This is a genomic window from Candidatus Dependentiae bacterium, assembly GCA_018897535.1.
In the GTDB taxonomy this organism is placed as follows: domain Bacteria; phylum Babelota; class Babeliae; order Babelales; family UASB340; genus UASB340.
In genome coordinates, this window is record JAHIKO010000022.1 from 14,084 (window position 1) to 34,088 (window position 20,005).

Below are 20,005 nucleotides of genomic sequence, written 5' to 3' on the forward strand. Positions count from 1 at the left end.
TATAATTATCAAATTTGCATTAACAATAAAATTAACACTTACGTTTAGTTATTTTATGAGCCTGCGTAAGCAGGCGATATTGTTGTAGCCCCGTGCTTATGCGCTGGGCGTTTCAAGATCCAATCTATCCATATAATTTGATACATGCTTGCATTTATGCTAAAATCAAGCCCTAAATTTGTATAAATTTTGGTTGGGGAAGCATGAAAAAGTTATTTATCAAAACAATTTTTATATTCTTATTTCTAATTTCACCTGCATTTGGAGAAAAAAGCAGTTATTCAAAAATAGAAAAGCTCTATTTACCTTCATTTAATCCCGAATTAATAAAGCAAGACTATATTGATGCATTCGATATTGAAAAAAATAATATAAATAAAGAAAAATTAAATCTAATAATAAAAAATAAATTTACAATTCCAAGAAATTATACTGAAACCATTTTAAATTTATTTCAAAACAATATTGTAGATAACGATATAAAAAAAAGTTCTGTAAAAACAAGCAAAAAATTATTCTCAAATCTTGAAATTTTATGCGGCGAGCATAAATCAAATGCTCACTTACTCAATAAAATAGATCGAACTCAAAGTTATGCCGGTCGAATAACTTTGGCAAAAATGCTTTTAGAACCAACTGCAGATATTGCCGAATTGAATCGTAGGCAAATTGTTATAAAAGAATTAACCAATACTGATATGTCAGAATCAATTGTAAAGTTTTTAAAAAAATATAAAGAAGAAGAACCAGCTTTACTAAACTTTTTTGATGCAAATGAATTTAATAAAATGTTCGGTTCTGAAAATTATTTTCCAAATGCGCTCTGGTTTTTAAACTTTATTTTTGACTTATCTCCAGAACTTGCAGATCATTTAAAGATAGACCAATTGGCCGGATATATTAACAAAAGCAGTAACTTACTAAATTTTTTAAACTATTACATCATATATGCAAAAGGAACCGGAATTTATACACACTTTAATCACGGATTATTAAAAGATTTAAAAAGTTTTTTTTACGGCGATCAAACTGCAAATTCTGAAATTTTATTTGCCTCAATAAATATTTTAAATAAACAAGAAGATAAACCCCAAGAATCAATAAATAACATCCAAAAAATTGCAAATAGCTTAAAAAGACAAGAACAAGCAAATAAAACAATTTTAACCCCCGCGGCATGGCTTCTTGCAAAAAGCTATCAATTTTCAAGAGTTTTTTTGGATGCGAAAATTCTTTACTACGAATGGAAAGATGAAAAAACAAAATATAAAACTGTAAAAAATGCTTATGAAAAATTACACAAGATCGCAAAAATTATTACAAGCTCACAAGAAATCAAAAATATTATAAATTCAAATGAAATGCTAAAAAACAATCTTTCATGTTTTAATGAGATAGAAAAATTTTTAGACGAGAAAAAAAGTATAAATAAATTATTCAAACAAGCTCTTGATAGTCTTAAATCGGAAACTTTTAAACCGGACCAAGCTGCCTTTTTGCACCTTTATTTTTTACGCGGAAAAATATTAAGCACAGCTTATTTAATAGCAAAAACACAAGAAAATCTTGTGCAATTTATAAAAGCAATTGGTGAAATTGATGCTTATATTTCAATAGCAAATTTATATAAAGAATCACAAACAAATAATGCTAAATATTGCTTTGCACAATATTTGGATCAAGAAAATTCTTATATAAATATCCAGGATTTTTGGACCCCATTTATAGATCCAAATAAAGTTGTAACAAACAGCATAATTCTTGGCGGATATAATTATGCAAAATGTGCCTTAATATCCGGACCAAACGCCGGAGGCAAATCTACAATATTAAAATCTATAATATTAAATTCACTTTTGGCACAAACTATAACAATAGTTCCTGCAAATATTGCAACATTAACACCATTTACGTATATAGACTCTTACTTAAATATTACCGATGATATAACCGGTGGCAACTCTTTATTTAAATCAGAAGTTTTAAGAGTAAAAGATCTACTTTCTCATATTCAAAATAACGGTAAAAGCATTGTAATTGGCGATGAAATGTTTAGTGGAACAAATCCTGTTGAAGGTGAAGCTGCAAGTTGTGCAGTTGCAAAATATATTGCAGACTTGGCCTCAAAAGATAATAAAATTATAGCATTAATTGCAAGCCATTATCATGAAATGACAAATCTTGAACATGAAACCAATGGGATTTTCAAAAATTATAAAGTGAGTGCCAACGCCGATGAAAAAAATAATACAATAACATATCCGTTCAAACTCGAAGAAGGCGCAAGCAACCAAACTGTTGCAATAAATTTAATGAAATCGCAAGGTCTTGATGAAAAAATTATTTTTGATGCCAAAGTAATTGCAAGCAAAAAAAATCAGGCTTGGGTAAATTAAATATCAAATAATTTTTTTGCATTATTTGTCGTAATATTTTCAACAACTTCAAGATTAACTTTTTTAATATTGGCTATTGCATTTGCAATAATTGGAATATATTCAGGCGAATTTCTTTTTCCCCTAAATTCTTGTGGCGGCAAAAACGGAGCATCGGTTTCGAGTAAAATTCTATCCAATGGAATAAAATTAACGATTTCACGTAAGTAATCATTCTTTGGATAGGTTATTATTGCGCCAATACCCAAATACAAATCTAAATCCAAAAATTGCTGTGCATAATTTTTATCTTGAGAAAAGCAATGAACAACTCCTGCAATTTTATTTTTATAATTTTTCAAAATATCATATAAATCTTGAACAGAATCTCGAACATGAATAACCAGTGGTAAATTATTTTCAATTGCAAGCTCTATATGAGCCTCAAAAACTTTAATTTGCAAATCTTTATCAAATGGCTTGTGAAAATAATCCAAACCGGTCTCACCTATTGCAACTATCTTATTTTCTTTTTTATCTAAAATTAACTTTTTTATTTCTTGCAAATCATTTTGCCAAAAATCATTTGCATCACATGGGTGTAGACCAATAACTGAATATACAGAATCAAAATGTTTCGAAATTAAAATAGAATTTTTACTTTCAGCCAAATCTGTCCCAACTGTTAAAAATTTTTCTACTTTGTTTTTTTTTGAACGAATTATAATTTCTTCTATTTTTTTAAAATCTTTTTCACAAAATTTTTCTTCATAACTATCTTTAGCCATTAAATTTAAATGACAATGCGTATCAACAAACATAAAAATCTCTCTTTTTTGTTTTAATTTTTTACAACAAAATAATAATTTCTTTCAGTAAAATAATAATAAAAAAACTTTTTAAAAGCTAATAATTATTTTTTTTAAGAATTAATATCAATATAAAATATTGTTAAAAATAAAATATTTTTTCTATTTTTCTTGACAAAGCAACAAACACCATTTAAATTTCTGCTGAATATGTTTGATATATTTGTAAAAATGTGAGAGTAGTACGTGTGTGTATAATTATAACTCTTTAACCCTGTCGATTTGGGAGAATGTAAATGAACAAGAGCGAATTGATAAATGCATTGAGTGAAGAAACAAACTTTAGCAAAAAAGATATTTCTAAAGTTTTAGCATCTTTCACCCGCATAATTGAAAAATCACTTAAAAAAGGTGATAAAGTTTCTATCACAGGATTTGGAACATATTGGCTATCACATCGTCCAGCAAGAGTTGGAATTAATCCTGCAACAAAAGCAAGAATAAACCTTCCTTCAGTAAACGTTCCAAGATTCAAGCCAGGTAAACACCTTAAAGAACAACTTCGTTAATCAGGCTTTCGGTGATAAAAAAAATTATCAGAGCGATCGGGCCGATTTTAATATCGGCCCTTTCTGTTTTAATCACATTTTTAATCTTACAGCAACTAGCAATAGCATTAGACCAAAGCTTTAGTTTATTAAATAGTCGTGGCGTTGGTAAAGTTGCATTTATAACAATAGTTATATTTCAAATTATTTTATTCTTATTAACATTACCGGTTAATTTTCTAAATAATTTTTTGAAAACAAATTTATATTTTTTAAAAGAAAAAGATTTTATAAAAAAATTTTGCACATATTTTTTTATATTTTTTATTTTACACTCAATACTTTTGTACTTATTTTATTTGGCCGGATTTGCAACATACAATAATAATTGGGGATATTTTTCTATAAATTTATTGTTAAAAACAATATTTGGCTTTTTTGTTGTCTTTATGCTTGCATGGACAGAAGAATTAATTTTTAGGGGTACACTTTTCCCATACTTTACCCAGTATTTTTCAGTATTTTCAAGTCTGATACTAACATCAACTATTTTTATGTTTGTTCATGATCTTAAAAATCCACTAAATTTAATTACAAAAAACTGGCAATTGGGTTTGGGTCTATTTTTACTGGGAATGCTTTTAAATTTAATTTTTATAAGTACTAAAAAGCTATATACCAATATGGGTGCGCACGCCGGATTGGTTTTTGTAAAAGTAATACTGCGCAGAGCCCCAATACTTATATTTTTATCTAACGATCAAATTCCAAATTGGGTAAATAAAGATTTAAGAATGTCCAGCTTAGTACATATTTTATTTTTTATAATAATTTTAATTTTAATATATAAAAACAAATCTAAATTAGTTGAAACTCAACCTCTTTCATAAACAGTTACAAACGATCCTGAAGCATTCTTTGAAACAATAAAATGTACCGGAAAATTTTCTTTTAAACTATCAAGATGAGAAACAATGATAATCTTTGTAAAATCGCTTTTTATTGTATAAATTGCGTCCATCAACCTAGATAAACCATCTTCATCCTGAGAACCAAAACCTTCATCTATAATTAAAGTTTGCAGTGCAATTCCGGATCTTTTCGCTAAAAGTTTTGATATAGCTATTCTTAACGCAAAATCAATTCGAAAAGCTTCCCCACCGGAAAACATTTCATAAGGTCTTACTCCAGTCGAATCTGAAATTTTTATATCTAAAGTTTCTCTAACGCCACCGCCCTTTAAATCTCTTAAAGATTCTATAAAAATCTGGGCTTGATTGTCAGTCAATCTTGCCAAAATGTTATTTGCTTCTTCTTCAATTTGAGGTATTACTTGCTCGATCAACAAAGCCTGAATTCCATTTTTACTAAAAGCATTGGCCAATATTTGATAATCTTCAAATTGTGCTTTAATTTTTTCCAATTCAATTTTTCTTTTTTCAAAATCGTCTTTTAATTCTTTTATACGCAAAAGTTCATGCTCATACTTTGCCATAGATTGCAAAACAATATCTCTATCCATTAACGATTTATCATAATCTTGTTTAAGTAAAACTTTAACTTTATGCAAAAAAGCTTCCGGATCAAGGTTAAATTTTAAGTCACAAATATCTTTTTCCAATTTTAATTTATTAATTTTGAGCTCTTTTAACTGTAAATAAATTGAATTTATTTTTGAGCGTCTGTTAAGTTGTAACTGTTTTTCTTCATCAAATTTACTTATCAAAAATAGTTTTTTTTCCAAATCAGATAAGCTAATCTGAATTTTATTATGTTCAATAGAATCATAAGCAACTCGATTTTTTCTTAACTCAAGTTCTTTAATTTTATTGTTTATATTCAAAATTTCAGGATTCTGCTCCACGATTTTTTTTTGTTCTTCTTCTATTTTTGAAAAATTAGATCTATCGTTACTTATTTTTTCAGTTAATATAACAATCTTTTGTTCAAAATCTATCAACAATTTATTTATTAGATCTATCTTTGTATTTAAATCATTTAATGTTTTTTGTAATTCTATAAATTTAGCATTTTGATTTTTATAAAAACCATCTTTTTCTTGAAGTTTTTTTAATTCTTCATGTTGTTTTAAGAGTAGATCTTTTAAATTTTTTATTATTTTTGATGGCCGCAAAAGTCTATATTGTAAAATATTAAATTCATTTAAAAATTTATTGGATAAAAAAGCTTTACGTTTTAGTGTCAAAACTTGTTCACACAATGGGCACACAGGACTTTCCTGCTTTTTAATAGTCTCAAGTTTTTCTTTTATATCATTAAGTGAACTTTTAAGCCAATTACCCTTTTGAACCAAAACAGCATAAAAAGATCTTCGTTTTTCAAATATTTTATTAAAATTTGTTAAATAAAATTCATGTTTTACAACCTCAGCCAATTCTTTTACCAATAGATTCAATTCTTGAGTGTATAAGTTTTTTTTGCTTAACAAATCTTTTAACTCTAATTCTTTGTCTTTTTTTAAATTTAAAACGGCATTTAATTCAATTTCGCTTCTTTGCACAATTAACTTTAATTCGTTTAAATAAATACTATTTTTTTCTTGTATAATAACCCTTGATTTTTGCAACAAATCTTTTTGTTTCAACAACTCTTCTTGCAATATTAAAAATTCTTTTTGATTATTTGTAAAAATCTTATCTTTTTCGATTAATATTTTTTTTTGATTCTCCAAATTACTTAAATTATCAAGCTTAATAAGTTGATAATGCGTTTTTTTCCATGATTCTACCAGATCAAAATATTCTAAAGATTTTTGTTGATATCTTTGATCAATGGAATCAAGTTCTTTTTTAAAAAAAGCATATTTATCTTTTAGTTTTAGAAAATTTGAGTATTCAATCTCATTATTTTTTATGTTTTCTTCGATTTTTAAAATATTTTCTTTTATTTTTTTTAATTTTTCATCTTCATTTAACTGAACAATTTTTAATTCCTGTTCTGTTGAAGTCTCTTTTAAAATATTTTCTTGTATAACTTGGCCAATCTTATAATCATCACCAAATTTTTTTGCATTATTTAAAGCCAATGACATCAAATCGTCATACCGTGAAAAGCCTAAAATATTACTTAAAATTTGTTTTCTATCTTTTGGTGTTTTTTTTGAAAATTCATCAGCCCCACCCTGTTTAAAAAAAGCTGAATTAATAAAAGTTTGATAATCAAGACCTAAAAGTTTTTCAATATTTTCCTGAGTCTGTTTTATGGATTTATCCGTTAATGGTAAAAATTTATCTTTAATTTGATCGTAAAGATCAAAATCCAAACTCATCAATGGTTTGCCATAGGTTTTTGAATATTCTCTTCTTACTCTATAAATTTGGCCGGCAAAATTGAATTTTAAACTTACCATCATCCGGGTTTGACCTAAACGCAACAAACCTTCATCCGGTTTTACCAAGCCAGACACTTTTCTTGCTTGCCCCCATAAAGCCCAAGTAATTGCATCCAACAATGCAGATTTACCGTTTCCATTTTTTCCGGAAAAACAAATTAAAGAATAATCTTTAAAATCAATTTCTTGAATATCTGCGCCATAACTTAAAAAATTTTTTAATTCTAAACTTAGTGGAATCATAATAATTAAAACTTTTATAAAATATCTGCTAAATTATATCTGTCAGTTTACAAAAAAATACAGGTTTAAAAACAATAATGTTTAAATATAAATATTTTTATTACTTTGATAAAACAATAACATTTACAATATTAGCACTATTGCTATTAGGTTTACTTTTTGTTTTTAGCGCAACATACACACCGGAAGCTCCAATTTCTATTTTCTTTAAAAAACAATTATTTGGAGCAATTACAGGAATATTTATTTATATTTTTTTTAGTGTTAAAAATATTGAAGCGACAAAAAGATATGGCTTTGCAGGTTTTTTTTTAACACTTATTATTTTAGCTTATACAATATTAAAAGGTTTTGTTGCGATGGGTGCAAAGCGCTGGTTTTCAATATATTTTTTCAAATTTCAACCATCAGAATTAACAAAATTTTTATTTCCATTATTCATTGCATACTATTTTTGTGAATTAAAGCCCATAAAAATAGATGCCTTAAACAGAATTGTAATTAAAAATTTTTTATTCCCTTTAAGCATATTATTTATTGTATTTATTCTAATACTGAAACAGCCGGATTTGGGAACAGCATTAATTATTCTATTATCAGGAATAATTTTATTTTGGGTTATTGGAATAAATAAAAAATTTATAATATTTTCATTTATAATTGTCTTTATTAGCGCTCCATTTTTATGGACAAAATTAAAGCCATACCAAAAGCAACGAATTCTAGTACTACTTGGAGAGGGAAATGTCAGAAAGGAACGCTATCAACTTGAACAATCTAAAATAGCAATTGGATCCGGGGGCATTTTCGGAAAGGGTTTATTAAAAGGAACTCAAAATAAACTGGCTTTTTTACCGGAAGCTCGCACAGATTTTATATTTTCCGTAATTTGTGAAGAATTAGGTTTTTTTGGGGCTATTTTAATTTTTATTTTATTTTCAATACTTTTTTTCAAAATTATAGTAATCGCATCACAGCTATCCAACTTAGCAGAACAAATAATAGCAATTGGCCTAATGTTGCACATTCTACTTTCGGTTTGTATAAATATCGGTATGGTAACCGGAATACTTCCAATTGTCGGCATTCCATTACCCTTATTCAGTTACGGCGTTACAAACCTATGGATAACTATGGCAAGCCTTGGGGTAATTAATAACATTTCGATAAGACGATTTTATTATTAACGAGATCTTCATGAATGTTAAACTAATTTTTATTTTTATAGCATATCAATTTTTACAAATACTAATTCTACCTATTGTCTGTATTTATTTGGTAATACGAAAATTTAAAAAAAAACCGGTATTTGGATCATTTAAAGAACGATTTGGCTTTATACCTAAGAATATAAATAATAATAAAAAAACTATTTGGCTACATGCAGTATCTGTTGGCGAAATATTATCCATCGAAACAATTATTAATCAAATAAAAAAAGAAAACTCAAATACAATATGTTATGTAACTTGCGGCACCATAGCTGGAAAAAATATCGCAAAAAAACACCTAAAAGCTGATTATATAAGTTTTTTGCCATATGATTTTTTAATCGTAATGCTCGCAGCATTCAAACGTATAAATCCTACTAAAATAATAATTATAGAAGCTGAAATTTGGCCCAATTTTCTTATGTTGGCAAAAATATTAAATGTCCCATTGTACTTGCTTAACGCAAGAATAACAGAACGTTCCGTACAAAAATATTTTATATTTAAATCTATTTTAAAAAATATTTTTAATTTATTTGATCAAATATTTACTCAAACTTATGATGATAAAATTCTATTCGAAAAATTAGGGGTAGTGCCAAAAAAAGTTAAAGCATTAGGTAACATAAAGACATTAAATGTTTTAGAAAAAAAAGAAATCACAACAAAAATAATTTTAAAAAATAGCTACAAGATTTTGCTAGTCGGCTCAATTCACCAAGGAGAGCTTGATATTTATTTAGATTTATTTAACAAATTAAAACTTAATATTAAAAATTTAAAATTAATACTGGCACCAAGACATTTTAATTGGGAACCGGAATTAATAAAAAAAGTAAGCTTTACCCAAGAAAAATATTTTATATATAACGAAAAAAATAATTTAAATTTAGAAGAAAATTTGGACAAGATATTATCTGAAAATAACATATTGCTTATTTGTAAACTTGGAGAACTTTTTAAGCTCTATCAAATTGCAGATATTTTTTATCTTGGAGGTACTTTTGTTAATATTGGAGGACATAATCTTTTGGAGCCTGCTGTTTGGGCCATTCCATCAATTATCGGACCTTACTATCAAAACACTAAAATTATTGCCCAAGATCTTGAAAAAAATAATGGCATTTTTATAACAAAAGATTTTGAAACTCTTTATTTAAAATCAAAAATGCTTATTCTTAATAGTGAAATATCAAAAAATATGGGGAGTAATTCATTTGATTGGTTAAATAAACAAGCAAATATGGTTGCTCAAAAAATAAAAGAATTTTTAAATTAGACATACGAAGAGAAAGGGGTTTTCGTGAAAAAAATTAATTTATTTATAATTTATTTTTTTGGAGCTTTTGTAAGCTTACTTTATGCAACAATAGACTTTCAACCGTTTAAAGCATACATGCCTAGAAGCGATGCCTCAGCAATTTTGGCAGACATCAAATATCAAAACAACACAAATATATCCGGCGCGCAAACGATTTTTAACAATATAAAACAAATAAAATCATATGAAGAAATAAGAGAACTAAGTGATGCTGCCGCTATAAAAGAATTTATAAGCAGCGGTTTTTTTGAACGCGAAAAAAAACCATGTTTTTATATCTATTCACAGCAGCGAAAAGATATTGTAAATACGGGAATAATTGGCAAAATATCTATAGAAAATTATGAAAAAGGTGAAATAAAAAAGCATGAAAATATAATTGAGTCTAAAGCTGAATTTGCACAAGATATAATAACAATACAAAATGCTTTTATAGAACCAATTTTATTGTGCTATAAAGACAATCCAATAATCAATAATATAATAGCAAAAAAAATTGCCTCTTATCCTGATTTTGTAATAGATACAAAGCATAAAACAAAACATTTTATATGGAAAATAAAAGATGAAAAAAGCATTAACGAAATAAGTAAAATATTTTCAACTATTCCCAATTTATATATTGCCGATGGCCACCATAGGTCTGCTGCAGCGCAAAGATTAAAAAATGCAAAAAAAAATATTGCCGGCGATAAATCATGTAATGCAAATACAAACAACAATCAAGAATTATGTGAAATAAACTATATGACGGCTGCTGTTTTTCCGGAATCACAAATAACCATATATCCGTATCATAGATTATTAAAAGAGATTAATAATCTTACAAAATCTGAATTTAAAAAACTATTAGGCCAATCATTTACAATTGAAAAAACAATTAAAAAAACCGTACCGCACAAAAACATTCGTATGTTTTATAATTCGCAATGGTATACATTAAAATTAAAAAAGCAAAATCCGGATAGTACATGGAACAAATTTAAAAATCTATTTAAAAAACCCCAAAATTATCCAATAGAAAACATAATTCCATATATTTTTCAAAAAAACGTTATCGAACCGATATTCAAAAACGATAGCAATAAAATTGGGCAAAATATAGAATTTGTAAGCGGTAATTTAAGTATTGAAAATCTACTTTTAAAATATATTAAAGGTGATTTTGTTGTAATGTTTCTGTTACCTGCATTAAGTTTTTCAGATCTTTTAAAAGTTGTTAATTCAAATGAAAATTTACCACCAAAATCTACTTGGATTGAACCCAAGATTAAAGCCGGTATATTTGTAAAAGAACTCGAAGAGTAATAATAATAATAATAATAATAATAATTTTGTTGCGTTCAAAAAATAAATAATTCTAAACTAATACTGTTTTTTGTTGTTTTAAAATTTTTTATTTATTTATTTTTTAAGGGAAATTTATGAGAAAAATTTCAGGAGTTATCTTATTTTTAAATTTCTTTAATTATGCTTTATTTGCAACAAAAGAGGCTAGATTAACAAATAACTTGGGTAAACAAATTGATGTAAAAATATCATTAGAAGGAGAAGATGCTCACTTAAATAATATAGACCAATCATCTGGTGATACATATATCAATGAAATAAAAAAACAAATCATAAATAAAGGCAAAACCAATATAAAATATATCGAAATTAAAATTAAAGGAGAAAGTGGTTTTAAAAGATTTGATGGAACTCCGGAAAAAAAATTTGAGTCGTTTATGAAAATAGATGTTGTTCCAAATATGACAATAAACTGGAGTAAAAAAGATAACACAAAAATCATTTGTATAATTGATGGAAATTATTTGAATTTAAAAAATAAAAATTTTGACAAAGGCAACTTTTCTAATATTGATTTCAAATCCACAGATCTCTCTGTTGCAAATCTTTCCGGTGCAAATATTTCTGGTACGAATCTTTCCGGCGCAAATCTTTCTGGTACGAATCTTTCCAGTGCAAATCTCTCCAAAGCAAATCTTTCCGGTGCAAATTTTGGCATAACTTATAACGAATATGTTTATAATGTAAATGCAATTAAAACCAATCTATCTGGAGCAAACCTTACAGGAACAATTCTTTTGGGAGCCAATCTAACAAATACAATAATAACAAATGCAATAATAACAAAAGAAACCCAAATTAAAGGTGCAATATTTGGCGCAACGCATTATTTTAAAGGCAAAGATTTATCCGGTTGGAATCTGTCGAACACAGGTCTTGCGGGCGCAGATCTTACAGGGGCAAATCTTACAGCCTCAGATCTTACAAGTGCAAATCTTAGGTACGCGGACCTTACAGGTGCAAATCTTACAAATGCAATTATGACAATAGATACCAAAATTAATGATACAAAATTTGGAAATACAAATTACTTTAAAGGCAAAAATTTATCTGATTGGAATTTAGCAGGCACCAAGCTCAATGGAGCTGATCTTACAAACGCATTTTTTTCCACCCATAGTCCAAGGAAAAATCTTGCTCGCGCGGATTTTACAAATGCAAATCTTAGCGGCGCAAATTTTATTGGTGCAAATCTTACAGATGCAATTATTACAAAAGGTACTAAAATTAATAATACAAAATTTGGAAATACAAATTACTTTAAAGACAAAAATTTATCCGGTTGGAACCTATCTAAGACAGACCTTTACAAGGCAGATTTAACTGGCACAAATCTTGCTCGCACAGATTTTACAAATGCAGATCTTTACGGTGCAAATTTTACTGGTGCAAATCTTACAGATGCCATTATTACAAAAGATACCAGAATTGTTAGTGCAAAATTTGGCAATACTACTTACTTTAAAGGTAAAAATTTATCCGGTTGGAACCTAGCGGGCGCAGATCTAACTGGCGCAGATTTAACAGGAGCGAATCTCAATGAAGCTGATCTTAGGGGAGCAATTCTTATAAGAGCAAATCTTACAAATGCAATTATTACAAAAGATACTAAAATTAATAATACAAAATTTGGAAATACAAATTACTTTAAAGGCAAGGATTTATCCGGTTGGAACCTATCGTCCACAGATCTAACGGACGCAGATTTAACGGTCACTGATCTTACAAACGCAAATCTTACAAATTCCAAGTTCGTAAATGTTCTGTTTGACGATAAAACAATTTTTAATAATTCAATTGTGAAAAATGCCGATTTCAAAGATTCAATTGGTTTATCAAATAATCACAAGCATTATTTAAAAAATAATGGTGCTATAAACGTATCCAATTAAATTTCTTTTTTAAAAATAAAGCCTCAGGTTTAATCTGAGGCTTTATTTTTAAGTATATAATTTATTTTTTATCTTTTTGATTTTACTTTTTTGTTTTTTCTTTTTTTACTTTTTTTCAAATTCTTTTTACTTTTGTTTTTAGTCAAATTTTTGCCATCCATTTTAGCCTTCTCGAATGGATCAACAGAAAAGGAATTCTTTAAAACATCATCCATATTATCAACATAAACAACGTTAAGTTTATTATCCAATTCTTTTTCAAACTCTTTAATATCATCTTCATTTTCATTGGAAACAATAACTTTTGTAATTCCAAGTCTTGCAGCAGCTAAAAGTTTTTCCTTTAAGCCGCCTACAGGCAAAACTCTACCCTGCAAAGTTATTTCACCGGTCATAGCAACATTTTTGTCCACATGAATTCCGGTCAATGCAGAAGCAATTGCAGTTCCAATAGTAATACCGGCAGATGGCCCGTCTTTTGGAATCGCACCTTCGGGAACATGTATATGAATATCCAACTCAGAATAAAAATCCGGTTTTAAACCCAAATCTTTAGCTCTTGATCTTATATAAGTCATAGCGGCCTGTGCAGATTCTTGCATAACCTCACCAAGTTGTCCGGTCAAAGTTAAAGCACCTTTACCCTTTAACGTAACAACTTCGACATCCAAAACATCTCCGCCAACCTCTGTCCAAGCAAGACCTGTAACACGGCCAACATCTTTAAGTTTTGTTCTATCCGGTAATTTAAATTTGGGTCTTCCAAGCCAAGAAATAACACTTTCATGGTCAACTGTTACCGTCTTTAAATTTTTATCTTTAAGCAATAACTGAATGCTTTTTCTTATTAGCTTTGCAAGGACTCTTTCAAGTTGCCTTACACCCGCCTCTTTTGTATATTCTTCTATCACTTTTAATACAATATTTTCATCTATTTTTACTTGCGCAACTTTTAAAGCATGTTCTTTAAATAATTTAGGGAGCAAAAAATCTTGCGCAATTTTTAATTTTTCGGCTGTAGTATAACCGTTAAGACCGATAATTTCCATTCTATCCAAAAGTGGATATGGAATATTATCAACAACATTGGCCGTTGTTATAAACATAACATTGGATAAATCGTAATCAATTTCTAAAAAATAATCCGAAAAAACGCTATTTTGTTCAGGATCTAAAACTTCCAAAAGCGCTGATGCCGGATCACCCCTAAAATCCATAGCCATTTTATCTATCTCATCAAGAACTATAACCGGGTTTGTAACTCCGGCTTTTTTCATAGCTTGAATAATTTTACCGGGCATTGCTCCAATGTACGTTCTTCTATGGCCACGAATTTCAGCTTCATCTCGCATACCTCCCAAAGATATACGAACTAATTTTCTGCCTAAAGAATCGGCTATTGAAAGAGCTAACGATGTTTTTCCAACTCCCGGAGGCCCTGCAAGACAAACAATTGGCGCTTTTTTAAGATCATTTCCGGCAAATTTTTTAGCTGCCAAAAATTCTATTATTCTTTCTTTTGCCTTTTTCATAGCGGCATGAGACTTATTTAAAATATTTTCGGCCTCGTTCAAACTTACATTATCTTTGGTAGAAACATTCCATGGCAAGCCTAAAATCCAATCAATATAATTTCTACTTACAACAGCTTCAGGTGATGTAGGCTGCATAGATTCTAAACGTTTAATTTCAGATTCAACTTTGTCCAAAGCTTCTTTAGATAATTTCGTTTTTTTAATTTGCTGTCGCAGACTATCAATCTCTTGCTGATAATCTTGACGGCCAAGTTCTCGCTGTATGGCACGCATCTGTTCATTTAGATAATAATCCTTTTGATTTTTATCAATCTGACGCTGCACCCTTTTTTTTATTTTTTGTTCAGTTTCAAGAACAGCAATTTCTTTTTCCAATAAAACGCTTAAATGAATTGATCTTTTTTCCAGATCAACAAGTTCTAAAATTTCTTGTCTTTGATGAAATGAAAGTGGCAACTGAACGGCAATGGTATCGGTTAAATAATCAAGGTCTTGAGGACCCTTAAACATTGCCAAAATTTCTTCAGAAATCTTACTGTTAAGCGAAACATAAATTTTAAAAGTTTCAAATAAATTCCGCCACATGGCGCTTAAAGATGCGGGCTCTAAATCTTTTTCAGCCGTCATATCTTTTGCAATAACACCCAAAAAGCCTTCCGCTTGTTGCTCAGATTGAATTTCAGATCTACAAATACCTTCAATCAATATCTTAAATGTACCATTTGGCATACGGGCTATTTGTAAAATATTTGCCTTAGTCCCTATTTTAAATAAATCTGCCACACCGGGATTATCAACATTTTCAAGCTTTTGAGCCGAAACAAATATTTCTTTATTATTTTCTGCAGCAAACTTTACCGCATTAATTGATATATCGCGGCCAACTACAACAGGAATAATGCTCTTTGGAAGAGCAACCATATTTTTCAACGGCAAAACAGGTAAAAACTTTACTTTTTGGTCTTTTACTGACTCCATAAAACCTTCAATAAATATATTTATTAAAAATATCCCAAAACAATTAATTCAGTACGATAAATACCCCAAAATCCCAACACATTAATATTACGATAAAAAAACAGTTTAAGCAAGAAAAATACCCCCAATCACATTATTACTATTAGAAAAAATAAGTGTTTTTATGTGAATCCGAAAGATAAAATAAATAAAAATTATAAATTGACTTTTGATCACCCAATAATATAATAAGAACACATTTATAATTAAGACAAAAGTTGTTTCGTATATCTTAAATAATCACTAAAAGTATTTAAAAAATATTTGCAGTAAAAATTGATACAATTACTTTTGGTTTAACTTATGGGAACGGGAATGCTGAACAAATTGGTCGAAAAAATTCTCTCTCTTTGGAATGTAAAAAAGGAATATCGCTTAAAAGTTTTCTTTTTGTCACTAACATTTCTCTTTATGTCAGCAACCCAGGCAATTTGGCGTCCATTAAAAAATGCAATATTTGCAAAAACGGTTGGCGCAATTTATGTTCCCGATGCAAAAATTTATTCTTTAATTTTCTTAATACCACTTTTATTATTTTATTCAAAACTTGTCGATTGGTTAAGAAGGCATCAACTACTCTATGCATTTTTGATTTTTCACGCAATAGGATGTCTAGTGCTGTATGCATTTTTAATACATCCGGTGTATGGCTTAGAAAATACATCAATTGGCGTGCATAGATTTGTTGGCTGGGGAATGTATTTCTTTATGGAAAGTTTTGCAGCGTTTATGTCTATGTCATTTTGGTCATTTGCAGACTCTATAAATAATCCGTCAGATGCAAAAAATTACTATGGGCTTTTTGTTGCCGGATCTAAAATAGGTAGCATGATAACAGCAGGCCTTCTTTATTTAGCTACAAATTCTATTAGCGTAAGTCAAGATCACATTGTTCTACCTAAATTTTTACTAATAGGTTGTATTCTACTTTTATGCGCAGCCGTATCAATTTATTTTATGATGAAATATGTACCGGGATATCATATGCACGGTTACGAAGCGGTTTATCAATTAGAGAAGGCTAAAGAAAAAGAAGCTGAAAAAGAAGCTTTTAGTTTTAAAAATATGCTAAAAAAACCGTTCGAAGGTTTGATTGTAATGATAAAAAATCCTTATGTTCTTGGAATATTTGGGCTTGTGCTTTTTTATGAAGTAACAATTGTAATAGTTGAATATATTGTTCAAATTGCGGCTGATGCTTCACACGAATCCGCCGGATCACTTACAGCCTATTTTGCATCATATTACTTTATAATGAATTTGGTTGGACTATTTATTACGCTCTTTGGTACAACACCGCTATTAAGATTACTTGGAATAAATAAAACTTTATATATATTCCCTATAATTACCATTGGATTAATTGTTTTAACAATTTTTAATCCATCGGCAAGTATGTTATTTATTGATTTAGTTGCATTGCGTTCTTTAAATTATGCATTAAATCATCCAACAAGAGAAATTCTTTATATACCTACAACCAAAGCAATTAAATTTAAAGCGAAAGCATGGACAGATGCTTTCGGTGGAAGATTTTCAAAGGGTATCGGCTCATCTCTTAATATTGTAATGCGCAAACTTGCGCCGGTGTCTTTTTTGATGGCAAATCTAGTTGTAATACTCGGTCTTATGGGATGTTGGTTAGCTGTAATTCCATTTTTAGGCAATAAACTCAAAAAAGTAGTCGATGAGAAAAAAGTTATTGGTGAAGACGTAAATTAGTAAAAAACATCACCCCAATTAATATTTACTTAAATTATATGTTAAAAATAGAGGACAAATGTTTTTATTTATAAAAAAGTTAAAAGATAGATATATAAGCGCCAAAGGAAACTTTGGTGCTTATAATTTCAAGAAATTACTTTTATTAGGTGGTGCATTTTTATTTATAATTGCAACCTATTCAGTAATCCGCCCACTTAAAACATCTGTTTTTCTAGGATTAGTCGGAAAAGATTATCAACCATATACAAAAATAATAACTATTTTTATATTAATCCCAATACTTTTTATATATTCAAAATTAGTAGATAAATTAAAAAGACATCAAGTTGTATACTATTTTCTGACATTTTATGTTGTAACAATAATAATCACTGCGTTAGTTTTGATGCATCCAACAATAGGATTGTCCAATACAGCTACAAGCCCATACAGAATTTTTGGTTGGATTTTTTACGTCTTAATTGACCTCTATTCACCATTAGCCGTTGGAACATTTTGGGCTTTTGCAAACTCAATAAGCGATACTGAGGATGCTAAAAATAGTTATGGCAAAATAGTTGCCGTTTCCAGAATTGGTGGAATAATATCCCCATTATTAAGTTGGTTTTTACTGGAAAAAATCAACATGACATATACAAAAAGTATTCCAATTATATTAATAGTTTCTGCAATATTATTACTGTTTGCATGCCTATGCATAATGAAATTAAAAAAAAGTATTCCCGGATATTTATTACATGGTTATGAAGCTGTTTATCAAGCAGAAAAACAAAAAGAAAAAGAAAAAAAAGTGAGTATGATTGAAGGTTTAAAGTTAATGGTAACGCAACCTTATGTACTTGGAATGTTCAGTCTAGTTTATCTTTACGAAGCAATTAATGTTATTCTTGATTATCAAATGCAAGTACAAATGTCTATAGAAACAAATAATGCTATTGTCGGCATGAGTTCATTTATGTTTTTATATACAGCTTCATTTAATGGATTAAGTTTAATATTTTCTGCATTTGGAACATCGGCTTTATTGAAAAAAATGGGTGTGTTTTTCTGTTTATTTGTCATGCCAATATCAACAATATTAATGATGTTTGGCTTATTAACCAGACCAAACCTATCAACCGTTGTTGTTATAATGGTAATATTGAGAGCACTACATTACGGATTTAATGCACCTGTAAGAGAAATATTGTACATACCAACATCTAAAGATATTAAATTTAAATCAAAAGCTTGGATAGAATCATTTGGTAGAACCGGATCCAAAGTTGCAGGATCGATGGTAAATGTATTTTATAGCGGAACTGCATATTTAATTTTAACCCGAATAAATGCATTGTTAATAATTGGATTATCAACCATTTGGACAATTATTACATTATTTATTGGTAAAAAATACGATAAAATTATAAAAGAAAATAAAACAATAGGTGAAGAATAGGTTGTAATTTAAATTATATTTGTTAAAATTTTAACTCGTTAGTTTAATTGTTGAATCTTATCTCTTAACTCGGGTGGTAGCCAGTGATGGAACCTAAGAGATAATTGTTAAAACCCGCAAAGGATCAATCATGGTAGACTTAAAAGATCTGTTGAAAGCCGGAGTTCATTTTGGACACAAAACATCACGCTGGTCTCCTAAAATGAAACCATTTATTTGGGGCTCTAAAAATAAAATACACTTAATAGATATAGCAAAAACTGCTTTTTTAATGGAACGAGCCGGTAAATACTTACAAAATTGTGCCGCAGAAGGTAAATCAATATTGTTTGTTGGTACAAAAAAATCTGCTCAAAAAGCCATTGCTACAATAGCAAAAGAAATTAATTCTCCTTTCGTGATTAATAGATGGGTTGGCGGAACCTTGACAAACTTTGATCAAGTCAAAAAAGCAATAACAAGATTGTTGCACTTACAAGATATAATTAAAAAGCCTACAGATTATTATAAGAAAAAAGAATTAAGTTTAATCCAAAAAGAAGTTGAACGTTTAGAAAAAAATATTGGCGGAATTCTTGATTTAAGATTCCCACCGGCAGCACTTGTCTTGGTTGATGCTAAAAAAGAATTATCTGCGCTAAGAGAAGCTGTAAACGCAAAAATTCCGGTAATCGCATTAGTCGATACAAACACGAATCCTGATGGAATAAATTTTGTAATTCCTGCAAACGATGATTCTTCAAGATCAATAGAATTTATATTGCAATATTTGGCTGAATTTGTAAAAAATGGCCAAAAACTCCATAACGAAAAGAAAACTGCGGCAAAAGTAGATAAAAAAGATTTAATTCAAAAAGCTAAAACTGCTGCACAAGAAACGTTAACTTCAAACACACCTGAAGTAGTAGATTATTCAGCAATTGAAGCCGAGGATGAAGATCTTGGCGGCGATAAAGCAATAGCAAAAAAAATTACTCAAAAAATCCCTTCTGTTGCAAAAGATGTACCAATTAAAAAACCTGTTGCTAGAAGACCTTTGAAAAAATAAAATCGGGAGAGGTGGCTGAGTGGTCGAAAGCGCACGATTGGAAATCGTGTATATCCCGAAAGGGGTATCGAGGGTTCGAATCCCTCCCTCTCCACCAGCCTTCCGCCGTCGCATAAAGCTATGGCGGATAAGTCGCACTAG

13 protein-coding genes and 1 tRNA gene are annotated in these 20,005 nt (G+C 29.0%); 11 read left to right on the forward strand and 3 right to left on the reverse strand.

Features of this window, described 5'->3' with window-relative positions; all coding sequences use genetic code 11:
* Positions 1-203 precede the first annotated feature (203 nt).
* Entirely contained in the window at positions 204-2,396 is a 2,193-nt protein-coding gene (locus KKE07_01335) for a hypothetical protein (GenBank protein ID MBU4269501.1), read from the forward strand.
* Here the strand turns inward: KKE07_01335 and KKE07_01340 are convergent.
* Entirely contained in the window at positions 2,393-3,196 is an 804-nt protein-coding gene (locus KKE07_01340; GenBank protein MBU4269502.1) for a TatD family hydrolase, read from the reverse strand. The two genes, KKE07_01335 and KKE07_01340, sit on opposite strands and share 4 nt — an antisense overlap.
* 284 nt (positions 3,197-3,480) lie before the next feature.
* On the opposite strand from KKE07_01340, the gene KKE07_01345 reads away from it, so the two are divergent.
* Both KKE07_01345 and KKE07_01350 read left to right on the forward strand, forming a co-directional pair.
* Entirely contained in the window at positions 3,481-3,753 is a 273-nt protein-coding gene (locus KKE07_01345; protein ID MBU4269503.1) for an HU family DNA-binding protein, read from the forward strand.
* A gap of 11 nt (positions 3,754-3,764) precedes the next feature.
* Positions 3,765-4,622, forward strand: a complete 858-nt coding sequence (locus tag KKE07_01350; GenBank protein ID MBU4269504.1) for a CPBP family intramembrane metalloprotease — start codon at positions 3,765-3,767, stop codon at positions 4,620-4,622.
* On the opposite strand, the gene KKE07_01355 is transcribed toward KKE07_01350, so the two are convergent.
* Positions 4,607-7,327: an SMC family ATPase gene (locus KKE07_01355; GenBank protein ID MBU4269505.1), complete on the reverse strand. Its 2,721-nt coding sequence runs from the start codon at positions 7,325-7,327 to the stop codon at positions 4,607-4,609. The two genes, KKE07_01350 and KKE07_01355, sit on opposite strands and share 16 nt — an antisense overlap.
* 77 nt (positions 7,328-7,404) lie before the next feature.
* On the opposite strand from KKE07_01355, the gene KKE07_01360 reads away from it, so the two are divergent.
* The 4 genes from KKE07_01360 (at position 7,405) to KKE07_01375 (ending at position 13,101) form a co-directional block, all read left to right on the forward strand.
* Positions 7,405-8,514, forward strand: coding sequence for a rod shape-determining protein RodA (locus tag KKE07_01360; protein MBU4269506.1), 1,110 nt, complete (start codon positions 7,405-7,407; stop codon positions 8,512-8,514).
* 10 nt (positions 8,515-8,524) lie between these two features.
* Positions 8,525-9,817 (forward strand): hypothetical protein, encoded by a 1,293-nt coding sequence (locus KKE07_01365; protein MBU4269507.1) that lies wholly within the window; start codon positions 8,525-8,527, stop codon positions 9,815-9,817.
* A gap of 24 nt (positions 9,818-9,841) precedes the next feature.
* Positions 9,842-11,167, forward strand: a complete 1,326-nt coding sequence (locus tag KKE07_01370; protein ID MBU4269508.1) for a DUF1015 family protein — start codon at positions 9,842-9,844, stop codon at positions 11,165-11,167.
* Positions 11,168-11,283: 116 nt separating this feature from the next.
* A complete protein-coding gene (locus KKE07_01375; GenBank protein ID MBU4269509.1) occupies positions 11,284-13,101 on the forward strand; it encodes a pentapeptide repeat-containing protein in 1,818 nt (605 codons plus the stop codon).
* Between the two features lie 68 nt (positions 13,102-13,169).
* On the opposite strand, the gene lon is transcribed toward KKE07_01375, so the two are convergent.
* Positions 13,170-15,614: an endopeptidase La gene (gene lon / locus KKE07_01380; protein MBU4269510.1), complete on the reverse strand. Its 2,445-nt coding sequence runs from the start codon at positions 15,612-15,614 to the stop codon at positions 13,170-13,172.
* Between the two features lie 354 nt (positions 15,615-15,968).
* Between lon and KKE07_01385 the strand changes: the two genes are divergently transcribed.
* From KKE07_01385 to KKE07_01400, 4 genes are all read left to right on the forward strand, one after another.
* Positions 15,969-17,375 (forward strand): hypothetical protein, encoded by a 1,407-nt coding sequence (locus KKE07_01385; GenBank protein MBU4269511.1) that lies wholly within the window; start codon positions 15,969-15,971, stop codon positions 17,373-17,375.
* Positions 17,376-17,433: 58 nt separating this feature from the next.
* Entirely contained in the window at positions 17,434-18,816 is a 1,383-nt protein-coding gene (locus KKE07_01390; protein ID MBU4269512.1) for a hypothetical protein, read from the forward strand.
* 130 nt (positions 18,817-18,946) lie between these two features.
* Positions 18,947-19,864 (forward strand): 30S ribosomal protein S2, encoded by a 918-nt coding sequence (rpsB, locus tag KKE07_01395; protein MBU4269513.1) that lies wholly within the window; start codon positions 18,947-18,949, stop codon positions 19,862-19,864.
* Positions 19,865-19,869: 5 nt separating this feature from the next.
* A tRNA-Ser gene (locus tag KKE07_01400) sits at positions 19,870-19,961 on the forward strand.
* Positions 19,962-20,005 lie beyond the last annotated feature (44 nt).